General features: G+C 62.5%; 12 protein-coding genes and 1 pseudogene. 5 read left to right on the top strand and 8 right to left on the bottom strand.

Going from position 1 to position 13,882, the window contains the following annotated elements; translation table 11 throughout:
- Positions 1-185: 185 nt before the first annotated feature.
- Positions 186-3,577 (top strand): annotated as a pseudogene (locus ON14_RS09320) (bifunctional proline dehydrogenase/L-glutamate gamma-semialdehyde dehydrogenase).
- A 70-nt stretch (positions 3,578-3,647) separates the two neighbouring features.
- Positions 3,648-4,460 (top strand): aldo/keto reductase, encoded by an 813-nt coding sequence (locus tag ON14_RS09325; protein WP_010204706.1) that lies wholly within the window; start codon positions 3,648-3,650, stop codon positions 4,458-4,460.
- 12 nt (positions 4,461-4,472) lie between these two features.
- On the opposite strand, the gene ON14_RS09330 is transcribed toward ON14_RS09325, so the two are convergent.
- The 3 genes from ON14_RS09330 to ON14_RS09340 are packed head-to-tail and all read right to left on the bottom strand — an operon-like array spanning position 4,473 to position 7,324.
- On the bottom strand, positions 4,473-5,498 hold the full coding sequence (locus ON14_RS09330) for a zinc-binding alcohol dehydrogenase family protein (protein ID WP_026037639.1): 1,026 nt from the start codon (positions 5,496-5,498) through the stop codon (positions 4,473-4,475).
- Positions 5,499-5,546: 48 nt separating this feature from the next.
- On the bottom strand, positions 5,547-6,254 hold the full coding sequence (locus ON14_RS09335) for an ABC transporter ATP-binding protein (RefSeq protein ID WP_010204708.1): 708 nt from the start codon (positions 6,252-6,254) through the stop codon (positions 5,547-5,549).
- Positions 6,251-7,324: an ABC transporter permease gene (locus tag ON14_RS09340; RefSeq protein ID WP_010204709.1), complete on the bottom strand. Its 1,074-nt coding sequence runs from the start codon at positions 7,322-7,324 to the stop codon at positions 6,251-6,253. Before ON14_RS09340 ends, ON14_RS09335 begins: the two co-directional genes overlap by 4 nt.
- 162 nt (positions 7,325-7,486) lie before the next feature.
- On the opposite strand from ON14_RS09340, the gene ON14_RS09345 reads away from it, so the two are divergent.
- A complete protein-coding gene (locus tag ON14_RS09345; protein ID WP_010204710.1) occupies positions 7,487-8,710 on the top strand; it encodes a sensor histidine kinase in 1,224 nt (407 codons plus the stop codon).
- Positions 8,707-9,327, top strand: a complete 621-nt coding sequence (locus tag ON14_RS09350; protein ID WP_010204711.1) for a response regulator transcription factor — start codon at positions 8,707-8,709, stop codon at positions 9,325-9,327. Before ON14_RS09345 ends, ON14_RS09350 begins: the two co-directional genes overlap by 4 nt.
- 81 nt (positions 9,328-9,408) lie before the next feature.
- Here ON14_RS09350 and ON14_RS09355 read toward each other — a convergent pair whose 3' ends face one another.
- The 3 genes from ON14_RS09355 to ON14_RS09365 all read right to left on the bottom strand — a co-directional run bounded on the left by ON14_RS09355 (position 9,409) and on the right by ON14_RS09365 (position 11,241).
- Positions 9,409-9,804, bottom strand: coding sequence for a GntR family transcriptional regulator (locus ON14_RS09355; protein ID WP_010204712.1), 396 nt, complete (start codon positions 9,802-9,804; stop codon positions 9,409-9,411).
- 109 nt (positions 9,805-9,913) lie between these two features.
- On the bottom strand, positions 9,914-10,888 hold the full coding sequence (locus tag ON14_RS09360; RefSeq protein WP_010204713.1) for a 1-phosphofructokinase family hexose kinase: 975 nt from the start codon (positions 10,886-10,888) through the stop codon (positions 9,914-9,916).
- 41 nt (positions 10,889-10,929) lie between these two features.
- The gene (locus tag ON14_RS09365) at positions 10,930-11,241 is read right to left on the bottom strand and encodes a hypothetical protein (RefSeq protein WP_039742425.1); all 312 of its coding nucleotides are present in this window, start codon (positions 11,239-11,241) and stop codon (positions 10,930-10,932) included.
- An 88-nt stretch (positions 11,242-11,329) separates the two neighbouring features.
- Between ON14_RS09365 and ON14_RS09370 the strand changes: the two genes are divergently transcribed.
- On the top strand, positions 11,330-11,938 hold the full coding sequence (locus tag ON14_RS09370; RefSeq protein WP_010204716.1) for a hypothetical protein: 609 nt from the start codon (positions 11,330-11,332) through the stop codon (positions 11,936-11,938).
- 26 nt (positions 11,939-11,964) lie between these two features.
- On the opposite strand, the gene ON14_RS09375 is transcribed toward ON14_RS09370, so the two are convergent.
- Positions 11,965-13,581: a LuxR C-terminal-related transcriptional regulator gene (locus ON14_RS09375; RefSeq protein ID WP_010204717.1), complete on the bottom strand. Its 1,617-nt coding sequence runs from the start codon at positions 13,579-13,581 to the stop codon at positions 11,965-11,967.
- A gap of 69 nt (positions 13,582-13,650) precedes the next feature.
- Complete coding sequence (locus ON14_RS09380; RefSeq protein WP_010204718.1) at positions 13,651-13,875, bottom strand: tautomerase family protein; 225 nt, start codon at positions 13,873-13,875, stop codon at positions 13,651-13,653.
- Positions 13,876-13,882: the final 7 nt, after the last annotated feature.

Consider the following 13,882-nt stretch of genomic DNA (forward strand, 5'->3'; position numbering starts at 1 on the left):
TTATTCTAACTGAAACCATGCGAATTCCGTCGCTTTTGCTAAAGGCACTGTGGGGCACACACTGAGAGTTCCAGCCCATACCCCGTTCGGAGGCCTATTCTCGTGAGCATGTCAACTCATACCGACAACCTTGATGCTTCACACCAGCAGATTGCCACCAAACGGTAGCCACCGTTCGTCGTTGGCTGGCTGAAAGTGAAGAGTTTCCCACCGACGCGAGCGCCACGCGCCTCGCCGGTGTACTAAAAGATCCGAATGGCCTCGAGTTCACTCTCGGCTTCATCGACACCGTGGTTCGCCCCGAAGACCTCCGCGTCGCCGGCCGCAACCTCGAGCGTCTGACCCACATCATCCCGGCGTTCTTGCCGTGGTACCTCCGCTTCGCAATTCTCGTTGGCGGTGGCTTTGCGCCCCTGCTGCCGTGGATCATCGTTCCGATCGCCCGCCGCGTGCTCCGCGGCATGGTCGGGCACCTCATCATCGATGCAACCCCGGCCAAGCTCGACAAGGCCCTCGTGCACTTGCGTCGTGAAGGCGTCAACCTGAACCTCAACCTGCTCGGTGAAGCCGTGCTCGGTGATGATGAGGCAGACAACCGCCTTGCCGGCACCCGCGCGCTCTTGCAGCGGGATGACGTTGACTACGTTTCCATCAAGGTTTCGTCGGTCGTCTCCCAGCTTTCGATGTGGGCCTTCGATGAGACCGTCGACCGTGTTGTCGACCGCCTCACGCCGCTCTACCTGCTTGCCCTGCGCTCGCCGGAGAAGAAGTTCATCAACCTCGACATGGAAGAGTTCAAAGACCTCGACCTCACCATTGCGGTCTTCGAGAAGCTTCTCGACCAGCCAGAGCTGCTCGAACTCGAAGCCGGTATCGTTCTTCAGGCTTACCTGCCAGACGCGCTCGACGCGATCAAGGAACTCACCACCTGGTCAACGGCTCGTCGCGCTCGCGGCGGCGCCAGCATCAAGGTTCGCGTTGTTAAGGGCGCCAACCTCGCCATGGAGCACGTTGACGCGGTAACGCACCACTGGCCGATGGCTACGTGGGGCTCCAAGCAAGACAGCGACACTCACTACAAGCGTGTGCTCGATTGGGCATTCACCCCCGAGCACATCGACGCTGTTCGCATCGGTGTTGCCGGCCACAACCTCTTTGACATCGCGTTCGCGTGGCACCTCGCTCAAGAGCGTGGCGTCACTGAGGGCATCGAATTCGAGATGCTGCTCGGAATGGCTACGGGCCAGGCCGAAGCAGTCCGGAAGGATGTCGGCAGCCTGCTGCTGTACACACCCGTTGTTCAGCCGAGCGAATTCGACTCGGCCATTAGCTACCTCGTGCGCCGCCTCGAAGAGAACGCCAGCACCGAGAACTTCATGTCTGGCCTCTTCGAGCTCTCGAGCAACGAGCACATCTTCGTGCGCGAGCAAGACCGTTTCTTGGCTTCGCTCGCTAACCTCAACGAACCAGCACAGGTATCCAACCGGGTGCAGGACCGCAACCAGCCCGCAGCTCTCATCGGCGATCGCCCGTTCAACAACGTGGCCGATACTGACCCCGCCATTGGTGAAAACCGCACTTGGGGTCGCGCCATCCTCGAGCGCAGCGGCGACTCGCAGCTCGGTATCGACACCGTCACGGCTGGCGCTGTCACTACTCCCGAGCAGATGAAGAGCATCCTCGACTCCGTCACGGCTGCCGGAGCGAACTGGGGCGGCATGCCCGCTGCAGAACGCGCCGCGATCTTGCACCGCGCCGGCGACGCGATCGAAGCCTCGCGAGCCCGCCTCATCGAGGTTATGGCTACCGAAGCCGGTAAGACGATCGCCGAAGGTGACGTAGAGGTCAGCGAAGCGATTGACTTCGCGCACTACTACGCCGAGCGCTCTCTCGACCTTGAAGCGATCGACGATGCCACGTTCGTGCCGTCAAAGCTCATCATCGTTACTCCGCCGTGGAACTTCCCGGTTGCCATTCCCGCCGGCAGCGTGCTTTCGGCGCTCGCCTCGGGCAGTGGCGTCATCATCAAGCCAGCGAAGCTTTCGCAGCGCAGCGCCGCCGTAATGGTCGAAGCGCTCTGGGAAGCGGGCGTGCCGCGTGAAGTGCTCGCCTTCGTTGATCTGAAGGATCGTGAACTCGGTCGCGTCATGATTGCCGACCCCGCTGTTGACCGCGTCATCCTGACGGGGGCGTGGGAAACTGCCGCCATGTTCCGTTCTTGGCGCAATGACCTGCCGATTCTCGCGGAGACCAGTGGCAAGAACGCCATCATCGTGACGCCGAGCGCAGACCTCGATCTCGCCGTCGCCGACGTCACCAAGAGCGCCTTCGGCCACGCTGGGCAAAAGTGTTCGGCAGCCTCGCTCGTGATCTTGGTCGGTTCGGTTGGTAAGAGCGAACGTTTCGAGCGTCAGCTTGTTGACTCGGTGCGCACTCTGCGCGTCGGCCTTCCGCAGGACCCGCTCACCATGATGGGCCCGATCGTTGAAGCTGCTCAGGGTAAGTTGCTGAAGGCCCTCACCACTCTCGCTCCCGGCGAGAGCTGGCTCGTGAAGCCGCGTCAGCTTGATGACGAAGGCAAGCAGTGGACTCCCGGAGTTCGCACCGGTGTCGTGCCTGGCAGTGAATTCCACAGACCGAATACTTCGGCCCCGTTCTCGGCGTCATGCGCGCCAAGGACCTTACCGAAGCGATCGCCATGCAGAACGCCGTGGACTACGGACTGACCGCAGGGATCCACTCGCTTGATCCCACAGAGGTCGCTCGCTGGCTCGATGAAGTTCAGGCCGGAAACGCCTACGTCAACCGTGGAATTACCGGAGCAATCGTTCGCCGCCAGCCCTTCGGTGGTTGGAAGCGTTCCGCCGTTGGCTGCCATGCCAAGGCTGGCGGACCCAACTACCTGATGACCCTCGGGCAGTGGGAAGCCGTTGAGCAGCCCGCCGCTCGCGACATCCAGGTTCGTGGCCTCAGCGACCAGGTGTCTTCGGTTATCAAGAAGGCGCAGTCGGGCATGGAATTCGACGAGTTCGACCGCGTGCGTCGTGCTGCCGAAAGCGACCAGCGTGCGTGGGAGACCGAGTTCGGTATTAGCCGTGACGTCTCAGACCTCGGTGTGGAGCGCAACGTGTTCCGCTACCGTCCGGTGCCCGTCACCGTTCGCCTGTCTGAGGGTGAGCCCATGGGCCACCTCGTGCGGATGGTTGCCGGTGCTGCTCGTGTTGGCTCGACCATTCACATCAGTTCCGCTATCCCGTTGCCGTCGCTGCTCACTGACGCTTTCGAGTCAGGAAATGCTGCCGTCTCGGTTGCCGAAGTTCATGTTGAATCGGATGCTCGCTGGAACGAACGCGCAGCGAAGGGCGAGCTCAACACCAACCGGGTGCGCCTCATCGGCGGTTCCGCAGTTGATCTTGCTGAAGCCGTTAAGGGAAACCCCGACGTGGCAGTGTGGTCGGGACCGGTCACCACTTCCGGTCGCGTTGAACTGCTGATCTTCGTGCAGGAGCAGTCGCTGTCGATCACGGCACACCGCTTCGGAAACCCCGACCCGGCCATGGCCGCACTCGAGGTCTAATAGGTCCACCACCGATTCGCAATCCAGCGCGTTTCGGTGAAATGTGGTGGCCGTCGTTTAGCCTAAGAGGATGATTCCCTCGATACCGCTCAACGACGGCCACAGCATTCCCCAGCTTGGCCTTGGCACTTGGCCGCTCAGCGATGCTGAGGTCGCCATTGTTGTACCGACAGCGATTGAACTCGGCTACCGCCATATCGACACCGCGGTGCGCTACGGCAACGAAGCGGGCGTTGGCGAGGGCATCCGTCGCAGTGGTATTGACCGCGATGAACTCTTTATTACGACCAAGCTCGATGGCGACTTTCAGGGCGATGACCTTGCGATCGATGGGCTGCGTGGCAGCCTCGAACGCCTCGATCTGGAGTATGTTGACCTGCTGCTGATCCACTGGCCACGACCAGAACTCGATAAATTTCTCTCCACCTGGCGCACTTTCGAGCAGCTGCAAGCCGACGGCTTTGTGCGCTCCATTGGAGTTTCGAACTTCAAACCAGCGCACCTTGACGTGCTGGCGGATGCCGGAACCACCGTTCCGGCTGTCAACCAGGTCGACCTGTCGCCGACCAACGCTCGCCTAGCCGAGCGCGCGTATCACGACTCTCGCGGAATCGTCACGGAAGCGTGGAGCCCCATCAAGGGAGTGCTCGATCAGCCGGTACTGCTCGAAATTGCCCAGAAGCATGAGCGCTCAGCGGCGCAGATCGCGCTGCGCTGGCACCTGCAGAACGGTCTCGTGGCGATACCGAAATCGGCCAACCCCGAAAGGTTGGCCGACAACATTGCGATCTTTGATTTCGAACTCGACTCGCGCGATCTCGAAGCGATTGCGGCCATCGATGTTCCCGGGTCAGGCGTCGATTCCGATGAGGTCGGGCACTAGCGAGTCGGTTCGCTAGCTCGCGAGCGGCTCGTTCGTTACGACGACCTTGCCCAGAGTGCGACCGGTTTCGACACTGGCGTGAGCGAGACGAAGTTGCTCGGCGTTGATCGGCCCGAAGGTGGTTGTCGCCGTGCTTGTCGCCGTGCCGGCGTCGATCATGCGACCGACTTCGGTGAGGATGTTGTGCTGCTCGACCATGTCGGCGCGGCCGAAAGTGGGGCGAGTGAACATCAGCTCGGCGTGCCATGAGAGTGCTTTTCCGGAAAACATTCCGAGGTCGATCAGACCGGGGTTGTCGGTAGCGACGATCTCGCCGAAGGGGTTGAGTAGCTCAACGTAGCGCTCGACCTGTCCGACAGAGTTCGTGCTGAAGATGTAGTCGACGCCCTCGGGGGCGACGGCCTGGGTGTCGGCAACGAGGTGATCTCCGTGGCGCACCACGTCATCCGCCCCCAACCCGCGAACCCACTCTTGGCTGGCTTCGCGGCCGGCGGAAGCGATGATGCGGATGCCGGGGGTGCGTGCCTTCAGGAGTTGGATAACCATCGAGCCGACTCCGCCTGCTCCGCCCACGATGAGAAGGGTTCCTGTGCTCTCGGCGGTGAGCTTGAGCTTGTCGAACAGGCCTTCCCACGCGGTGAGCGTCGTCAGCGGAAGTGCGGCGGCTTCGGCGAAGGTGGCCGACTTCGGCTTGGTGCCGACGATGCGCTCGTCGACGGCCTGAAGTTCAGCGTTGGAGCCTGAACGGCCCATCGCTCCCGCGTAATAGACCTCGTCGCCGACGGCATACAGGGTGACATCGCTGCCCACTGCGGTAACGGTTCCGGCGGCGTCGAAGCCGAGCACGGTCGGCATGCCACCCGGATCCATGTCGGAGCGCACCTTCACATCGGCGGGGTTCACCGAAACAGCGACGACCTTCACGAGGAGATCGTGCGGCCCCACCGCGGGCACCGGAAGAGTAACGTCTTCCAGGCTCGTGGGGTCGTCAATGGGCAAAGCATGCGAATACGCTACGGCGTTCATTGTGTCGGTCATGGTCATAATGTTCCTCCACGCACCCTAGTAACCCGCAAGGGAGTGAAGTTACCCCGCGGTAACTAGGGCCTCTTCGCGCACCGCGCTGAGGGCGCCATCGACCATGTTCACGACAGCGTGCATGCGCGGCAGGTGAACGAGATCGTGGGTCACGAGCAGCGTTGAGGTGTTGCGTTCGTCGGTGAGGCGCAGGATGAGGTCGATGATGCTCGCGCCCCGCTCCTGGTCGAGGGCACTGGTCGGTTCGTCGACGAGCAGTACCTTCGGGTCGTTCATGAGGGCACGGGCAATGTTGATGCGCTGACGTTGACCGCCCGAAAGCTGGTGGGGGCGCTTGTGCATCTGGTCGCCAAGCCCAACGGAGGCGAGCAGGTCGGCGGCGTGCGTGCGCACGGCGGCGCGACGGTGGCGGCTGTGGGGTGCCCCCAGTTCGTTCATGACGGCGAGCTGTTCCAGCGCCGTCAGCGACGGCAGCAGGTTGGCTTGCTGAAAGACGATGCCGATGGCGTCACGGCGCAGCACGGTGGCTTCCGTGGCTGACAGTTGGGCGGCATCCACATCATCGATCATGACCTGACCGGAGTCGGGCCGGATGAGGGTCGCTGCGACGGCAAGCAGGCTCGACTTGCCGGAACCGCTGGGCCCGGTGATGCCGGTGACTGTGCCGGGGCGGGCGCTGAGGGTGACGCGGTCGACCGCAGTGACGCGGCCGTCACCGTCGGGAAAGCTGAGGGTGACGTTGTTGAGGTTGATCATCGGGTGCTCCCAAGGGCGGTGAGGGGGTCGGCGGTGGTGACAGAACGAAGGGCGAAAGCAGCCCCGGCAAGGCCGAGCGCAATCATGATGAATCCCGGCAACAGCGTGGTGAACGGGTTCAGGATGAACGGCAACGCGTCACCCATGAGAGCCCCGAGAATGGCGGTCACGCCGATACCGATACCGACCCCTATCAGCAGCACGATGAGGGCCTGCCCGAGAGCGTCGCGAACGAGCGATGGGGTGGATGCGCCGAGCGCTTTGAGCACAGCGATGTCGGCTTTGCGTTGCATCGTCCACACGGTGAAGAAGGCACCGATGACGAGAGCCGAAATGCCGAACAGCATCGCCACCATCAGCAACAGCGAACCGATTTCGGAGCGGAACGAACTGACCGCGGTGAGCGACAACAACACCGAGTTGCTGAGGGTGTCTGCTTCGGTGTTGATGGCATCCCAGTCGGCGTCGCCGTTGACCGCAATGGCAGTGGCGTAGGCATCAGGGTTTCCGGTCGTAGCCGAGTAACCCTGCCAGTCTTCGAGGGTCATCTGCACGACGGGGGTGTGGTTGTACCACCAGTTGCCGCTGACCTTCTCGACCGTGTAGTCGGTGCCGGCGATCGTGATGGTGTCGCCGGTGGTGACGTCGAGGCCCGTGGCGGCATCCTCCGAGAGGCCAACCTTGCCGTCGCCGCTGGGGGCAGTCTCATCGAAGTCAGCGGCGACACCGAAGATGGCGATAGCGGTGCTGGATTCGGGCGACTCGGCCTTCGTCTGCGAGACGCCGATCGGGTTAGCTGATTCAACACCGTCAGCCGCAGCCCAAATGTTCGCCTGCTTCTCGGTGACGTTGGAGTCGGAGAAGCTCGCTTCGTCGGCACCCTTGCTGCTCGGGGTCGCAAAAACGAGCTGGTCAGCGGGGAGCGACAACACCCCCGAAATGTTCTGCGCCGCCAAGCCGCCGGTGAGGCCGCTCAGAAATCCGACGAGCAAAGTGATGAGGGCGACAACGGTGCCAATGAGCACGAATCGTCCGCGGGCAAAGCGCAAATCGCGCCAGGCAACAAACATGGGAGTCCTTTCGGTGTCGACACATTTCGACAACACCAAGAATCCTCTGATCGGGCGTGGGGTACATCGGCCGGGAGGCTGCACTTCTGCGCTCTAAGGGCGGAGCCCAGAATCATCATTTCGATGGATCGGTACCCGCGCGCGCGGGAGTAAGGTCGAACGATGAGCCACACTGCATTGACCCCGGTCTTTGTGGGGCTGCGCACCAGTTTGCACATTCTTTTTGCCGCCTTGACCTCGCTCGTCGTGGTGCGCGCACTCGTCGACGGCAACCCCAACGCTGCAGTCGTGATTGTGCTCGCGGTTCTGTTGATTATCACGTACGGTTTCGGCGGCGTGCTGGCCCGCCGAGCTCGGGGTGGTGGCGCGAACGCCCGAACGCTGAGTACCTATGTGTGGGCACTCATGTTGTCGTGCGAATGGCTTGTGCTGGTGTGGCTGAGTCCGGATGCCGCCTACCTCGTGTTCCCGCTCTTCTTTCTCTATCTGCACCTGTTGCCTCGCGGCTGGCGCACTCTGGCAGTACTGGGTTCAACGCTGCTCGCGATCGCGGCGCTGGGACTGCACAGTGAGTGGACTGTTGGCGGAGTCGTTGGTCCGCTAGTCGGCGCCGGTGTCGCGATCGTGATCGGTCTTGGGTACAAGTCGCTCGCGGCCGAAGCTGCCGAACGCGAACTACTGGTGAAGCAACTCCTTGAGACGCGCGACCAGCTAGCGCAAACCGAGCGCGAATCCGGGGTGCTGGCGGAGCGAGCGAGACTCGCGCGCGAGATTCATGACACTGTCGCTCAAGGGTTGTCGAGCATCCAACTACTGCTGCATGCGGCCGAGCGTGCTGACCCGGATGCTGCAGGCCTTGAGCATGTACGGCTCGCTCGCGAAACAGCGGCCGTCAACCTCGCAGACACCCGCAATTTCATTCGGGAGCTGGCCCCGGCCGCTCTTGTAGAGCAGGGGATGGGCGCAGCTCTGCGCCGCTTGGCTGAAACTCAGTGGCAGAGCCCGGAGCGCGAAGTGCGGGTGCGCGTTGCCGATGTGCTCGACCTGCCGATGCCCCTGCAGACGGCACTGCTGCGCATTGCGCAGGGAGCGATGGCCAATGTCGTGAAGCACTCGGAGGCAACGCAAGCCACGATTTCGATTGAGCGGGATCGTTCAGGCGTGCGACTGATGATCAGCGACAACGGGCGCGGCTTCGATCCGGCGCTAGTCGAGGCGGCGGCAGCTCGCGGTTTCTCTGACTCGTTCGGGCTCACCGCGACGCGCGAACGAGTCGAACAATTGGATGGCGCCCTCACCGTAGACTCACAACTCGGTGCGGGCACGACGATAACCGTCGACCTCACGCTGAACCCATTAGGTCCGTCGGGTGAGGAGAAGGCATGATCCGGGTAGCGATTGCGGATGATCATCCGGTTGTTCGTGCCGGTTTGCGTGCCCTGCTCGACCACGAAGCTGACCTCACTGTGGTGGGCGAAGCCGCGACCCCCGATGAAGCCTTTGCTCTCGTACAGGCCGTCAACCCGAACGTCATTCTGATGGACTTGCAGTTCGGCGCGCTGGAATCTGGGGCGGATGTCACGCGCCGCATCCGTGCTCTCAATGCGGCCCCGTACGTGCTGGTGCTCACCAACTACGACACCGATGGCGACATTCTCGGTGCAGTGGAGGCTGGCGCGAGTGGCTACCTGCTGAAGGATGCGCCACCCCACGAACTGATCGCGGCGGTTCGTGCTGCGGCCGCGGGGGAAAGCGCACTAGCCCCGGTCATTGCTGGCCGGTTGCTTGACCGGATGCGGGCGCCGCAAGTGAGTTTGAGTAAACGCGAAATTGAGGTCATGGAGCTGGTTGCCCAGGGCAAATCGAATGCTCTGATCGCGAGCGACATGTTTGTGTCGCAGACCACCGTGAAATCGCACCTCGTGCACATCTTTTCGAAACTCAATGTTTCGTCGCGCACCGCTGCGGTATCGAAAGCGCGCGAACTGGGAGTGCTGCGGTAATTCGCTGGTGAATCGCGGCCGGAGGTCGTGGGCGCGCGCATGGTCGTGGGACTGCGGTCGCCCGTCAGGGCTGCTTTTGCGCTACTTCTTGAGTGCGATGGCGATAAAGCGCTGGGCTTCATCGGCGCTGATGCCGAGTTCGATGGCGCGGTCGGCGTAGGCCTTCGCGTCGAGTTGAAGCAGTGCGGCGGCGTCCCCGGGGCGCGCTTTCACGACGGTGCCATTGCGGCCTCGCGAGAGCAGAAAGCCGTCGGCTTCGAGCTCGCGGTAGGCACGCGCAACAGTGTTCGGAGCAATGCCGAGATCAGTGGCAAGCTGCCGCACCGTAGCAAGCTTCGTGCCGGCAAGAAGTTCACCGCTCGCGATCTGAGCAATAGCTTGAGCCTTGATCTGCTCGAAGGGAGGAAGAGACGCCGCCGTATCAATCTCAAAAGTGACAGGACTTTCGGTCGGTGTGCGACGCCATGATTCAGCCATGCCCGATTCTCTCACACGAGGTTTTTAGACCAGCAGCCGCAGCAGCCGTCGCAGGCCGAGTGCAGCGCAGTGTAAGCAGAGCGCAGTGCGAACAGATCGGGGTGCCAGATCAGTAGCGGGTAGCATCAGGGAGAAGCAGTTCGAGCGCCTCCACCTCCGCGATGACACACATCTCAGTGGCCGGTTTCGCTGCCGTGGCACTGCCCGCCGCGACCGCCGTACGGAAGGCAGCTTCGGGATCGTGCCCCTGCGACAACCGCCACACGAATGCGCCCAGAAAGGCGTCGCCCGCGCCGACAACACTCTGAACCTGCACTTTCGGCACCGGCAAGCGGATAACGCCAGACGCTGACGCGAGCACAGCGCCCGCCTCGCCCAAAGTGAGAGCTACGAGTTGGGCTGAGCCGCGAGCGATGAGCTCGGAGGCAGCATCCACTTCATCCTGCTCGGTAGTCAACTCTTTGCCGACGAGCTCGCTGAGTTCGCGGAGGCTCGGTTTCACCAGATACACGCCCTCGGCAAGCGCGGCAGCGAGTGCTTCGCCCGAGGTGTCGACGATCGAACGAGCATCGTGTTTGTGCGCCAAACGTGCCACTTGGGCATAGAAGTCCGTGGGCACTCCCGGGGGCAGGCTGCCGCTGGCAACGACATAGCCGCCGGGAACAATGGCCTCCTCCAGCGCTGCCAGGCAGGCACGCCATTCGGCTTCGGAAAAGTCGGGGCCCTGCAGCACGAAACGAAACTGGTCGCGTGACTCGGACTCGTCGACGGTGAAGCTTTCCCGCGTCGTTCCGGCAATAGGAACGGCGAGGCTCGGCACGCCCTCCGCCTCGAGCAGCTGACGGTAGGTGGCGCCGGTGAGGCCGCCCGCAGCGTAGATCGCGAGGGCATCCCCGCCGAGGTTCTGAATCGTGCGCGCCACATTCACTCCGCCACCGCCAGGATCAATCCGGCTGGGGCCACAGCGCAGCTTGTGATCCCTAATAACCCGAGGAGTGGACGTGCTGATGTCGAGCGCGGGGTTGATGGTGAGGGTCACGATTGACCTGACCGTATTCGAGCTCAGGGGAGTAACGGATGCCATGCTCACCACTGTAGGTCGTCGCTACCTCACCATTGACCGCGTTAGTTGTCGGTGGAGGGGATGTCCATTCCGAGTTCGTTTATAGGAGAGTCATCGACGGGCAGTGGTTGATGCTCAACGGGACAGTGCAGAATTGTGTTCGGCCGGGAATGGTCGATGAAGTGCTCAGCCATCGGCTGCCCGCAGACGGGACACACTGCATCCGCGACCTTCTCGACGACAGCGTCGTAAGGTCCCAGATAGGGAGTGCCTAGGGCAGGAAACAGTTTTCGGTTTAGCCAATCGATGAAGCCGACGTAGCCTCCAGGGCCAGACGTTTCATCTTCGCCTTTCGTGTGCTCGTATTCGTTCATGCTTTCAGAGTAGCCACGGGTGGCGGCCAGCGTAAGGGTTATGCCTAGGCCGCCGACTTGCGCGCCTCCCCTCGGTAAGGTGTTGGGCATGGACGAAGCTGCGATTGGTATTGCCCCGTCGGGAAGTGCATGGCTCGCTCGCGACTTCATCCCGGAATCGCATCGCTCGCTGCCCATGCTGAGGCTGTTTCTCCCGTTGACGGATGAGCGTGGCACTGTCGTTCGCTGGTCGACGTTCTCCGGGTTTGACCGCGCATCTGCCTCGGTGGATTGGTTCGAACTCGCCGATCGTGTGGCCGATGAGCACCCAATGGTTAGGGATCTGCTGCCATGCCAGGGCGTGCTCGATGATGCGACGGCCCACGCCCTTCGCGATGCCGTGGGCGACATCAACCTCCACAGTTTTCAGTGGGATGGCTATGGTGATGCCCCGAAGGATGCTGCTCGCCGGCGAATATTCGGGGAGGACTACAGCGAGTTCCCTCCTGACGCTTCTGCGCTAAAGGCCGGTGTTCGGGTCGCCGCGTTCGCGTGGGACGACGACGGCTCTCTCGCGTGGGGCAGCCAGCTCTATCCCGACTCCCTGGTGGTTGCCGCTGAGCCAGCAATCTTTCGGCAGCTGGTCGACGATAAACGACTCGACACCATCTCGATCATTGCGCAACGAGACACTCTTCCGCCGAGTTCTGGCGATTGACTCAGGCGCCGCAACAGCGAGCGCGCTCAGAGCAGACCGGTCTGAATGGCGTACGCCGCGGCACCGGTGCGCGAAGTCTGCTCGAGTTTGGTGAGGATGTTAGCGACATGCCGGTGCACCGTGTGCTCGCTGAGCACGAGAGAGGCCGCGATCTCCGGGTTGCTCATTCCTTGCGCCACCAGCCGCAACACTTCGAGTTCGCGAGTTGAGAGAAGACGGTCGGTTCGCTCCCCAACAGAGGACGCTAGCCGTCGTGCCTGCGCCAAATCATCGTCCGCCGAGAGTTCAGCGAATACGTCGGTGGCGAGCTTGAGATGCCGCTCAGCTTCCGGCTTGTCTCCAGTGGCTAGCAGCGCCTCCGCAAGCACGAGGCGCGTGTGGGCTTCGTCGTAACGCAAGCCCGCAGCATTAAACCGTCGCACTGCGTCAGTCAGCAATGAGGTTGCCGCTTCTGGCGGGACGAGAGCCGCCTCCGCGACAGACGCTGCGGCCATCAAGGAATCGGTTTCCGTTAGCTCTGCAGTGTGACGGAGTTCGCTCGCCAAGAGTTGTGCTTGCTCTACGGCGCCGGCAGCGTGAGCCACGACTACCGCGAGAGAGAGAACGTCGGCGCGGAGAATGCGGCTTTTCTGCGGCAGCCAATCAAGTAGCGCCTGGATGGCACTCCACGCGCTCTCAGGATCGCCCGCGGCCAGACGGATGCGAGCAAGTCCCGCAATCGCGACTGGGTGAAACTCGGCTTGGGCGAACAGTGCCTCAGCCTCAGTGACTCGACCTTGGCGGCGACGCAGCTCTCCCAGTTGCACAACCGCATCCAGTCGGGAGGTGCGCAGTGAACCGGCTAGTCGTTGTATCACACCGGTCAGTTCGTGCTCAGCCTCCTGCCACGATCCTCGCGCCACTTGAACCGCCGCGTATTGGATGCGGCAGACGTTGAAAAGAGGAGCAAGGTCACGTTCGGCGCAGATGGCTTCCACCCGGCGGCACCAAGCTGCGGCCCGTGTTGCGTCACTATTGCGGTTGCAGGTGGCGATCAACCAGCAGCAGACCTTGCCCATCCACATCGGGTCGCTGACGTCGCCGGATGTCGCGGCGGCGACGGAGGCGTCAAGCTTCGACATACCTTCGTCGACATTTCCGGCGATAGTCATAGCGACGCCCTGCAGCGCCATGCCAACAACCCTAAGGTCTTCCAGCTCGAGCCTGCGCCCGATAGCCGACGCTCGTATCGCGGCACCCAACGCCCGTTCGGGATCGTGCCCGACTTCTAGGGCCAGTTCCGCTCCTCGCACGGCATGCCAGCCATGCTCGGCCGACTCATCACGCCCCTCGAGGAGTGACTCGGCTCGCGTCCACCAACCAAGGGCAACAGCGTCGCCGTGACCGAAGAGCAGCGAATCCCACGCCAAACTGGTGGCGGCACGCGCGGCACCGAGCGAGTCGCCACGCTCGCGATGTCGTCGATATGCGGTCTCTCGGGCTCCGACACACGTTGCTCCGTCGTCGAGCCACCACGCAGCTTGGGCTAGGCCTTCGTAGGCCAGAGGATCCGCAGTCTCGTTTGCGACCGCGAGAAATTCGGCTCGTGCGACCTGCCACGAACCGGCGTCTAATGCTGCTCGCGCCGACGAAAGGGACGTCATCCCTTCATTATGGCCCTCCTCCGGCCGGCCGACCGGTTGGGCCCGGCCGGCCTGACGATTGTGGAGGACTCAGGCACTCACACCCGCTGCCAACGCTTTCACGTCTGCGGTAGAAAGCGGGTTGCCGGCAATGCCCCAGCTGCCGCTGCGAACCTCCTCCACGACGCACCACGTTACGGGGCGCATGTTCTCGCCCTCTATCCCGACCATGGCGTCGGTGAGGTTCCGAATCATTTCTTGCTTCTGCTCATCGCTGAAGACGTTCTCGATAACTTTGACCTGGATGAATGGCATCTCGATC

Origin of the sequence: Salinibacterium sp. PAMC 21357 (assembly GCF_000247645.1) — a bacterium.
Classification (GTDB): domain Bacteria; phylum Actinomycetota; class Actinomycetes; order Actinomycetales; family Microbacteriaceae; genus Rhodoglobus.

Coding starts and splice junctions, on each gene's coding strand:
- ON14_RS09325 (WP_010204706.1), top strand. CDS start 3,648: ATGATTCCCTCGATACCGCTCAACGACGGCCACAGCATTCCCCAGCTT.
- ON14_RS09330 (WP_026037639.1), bottom strand. CDS start 5,498: ATGACCGACACAATGAACGCCGTAGCGTATTCGCATGCTTTGCCCATT.
- ON14_RS09335 (WP_010204708.1), bottom strand. CDS start 6,254: ATGATCAACCTCAACAACGTCACCCTCAGCTTTCCCGACGGTGACGGC.
- ON14_RS09340 (WP_010204709.1), bottom strand. CDS start 7,324: ATGTTTGTTGCCTGGCGCGATTTGCGCTTTGCCCGCGGACGATTCGTG.
- ON14_RS09345 (WP_010204710.1), top strand. CDS start 7,487: ATGAGCCACACTGCATTGACCCCGGTCTTTGTGGGGCTGCGCACCAGT.
- ON14_RS09350 (WP_010204711.1), top strand. CDS start 8,707: ATGATCCGGGTAGCGATTGCGGATGATCATCCGGTTGTTCGTGCCGGT.
- ON14_RS09355 (WP_010204712.1), bottom strand. CDS start 9,804: ATGGCTGAATCATGGCGTCGCACACCGACCGAAAGTCCTGTCACTTTT.
- ON14_RS09360 (WP_010204713.1), bottom strand. CDS start 10,888: ATGGCATCCGTTACTCCCCTGAGCTCGAATACGGTCAGGTCAATCGTG.
- ON14_RS09365 (WP_039742425.1), bottom strand. CDS start 11,241: ATGAACGAATACGAGCACACGAAAGGCGAAGATGAAACGTCTGGCCCT.
- ON14_RS09370 (WP_010204716.1), top strand. CDS start 11,330: ATGGACGAAGCTGCGATTGGTATTGCCCCGTCGGGAAGTGCATGGCTC.
- ON14_RS09375 (WP_010204717.1), bottom strand. CDS start 13,581: ATGACGTCCCTTTCGTCGGCGCGAGCAGCATTAGACGCCGGTTCGTGG.
- ON14_RS09380 (WP_010204718.1), bottom strand. CDS start 13,875: ATGCCATTCATCCAGGTCAAAGTTATCGAGAACGTCTTCAGCGATGAG.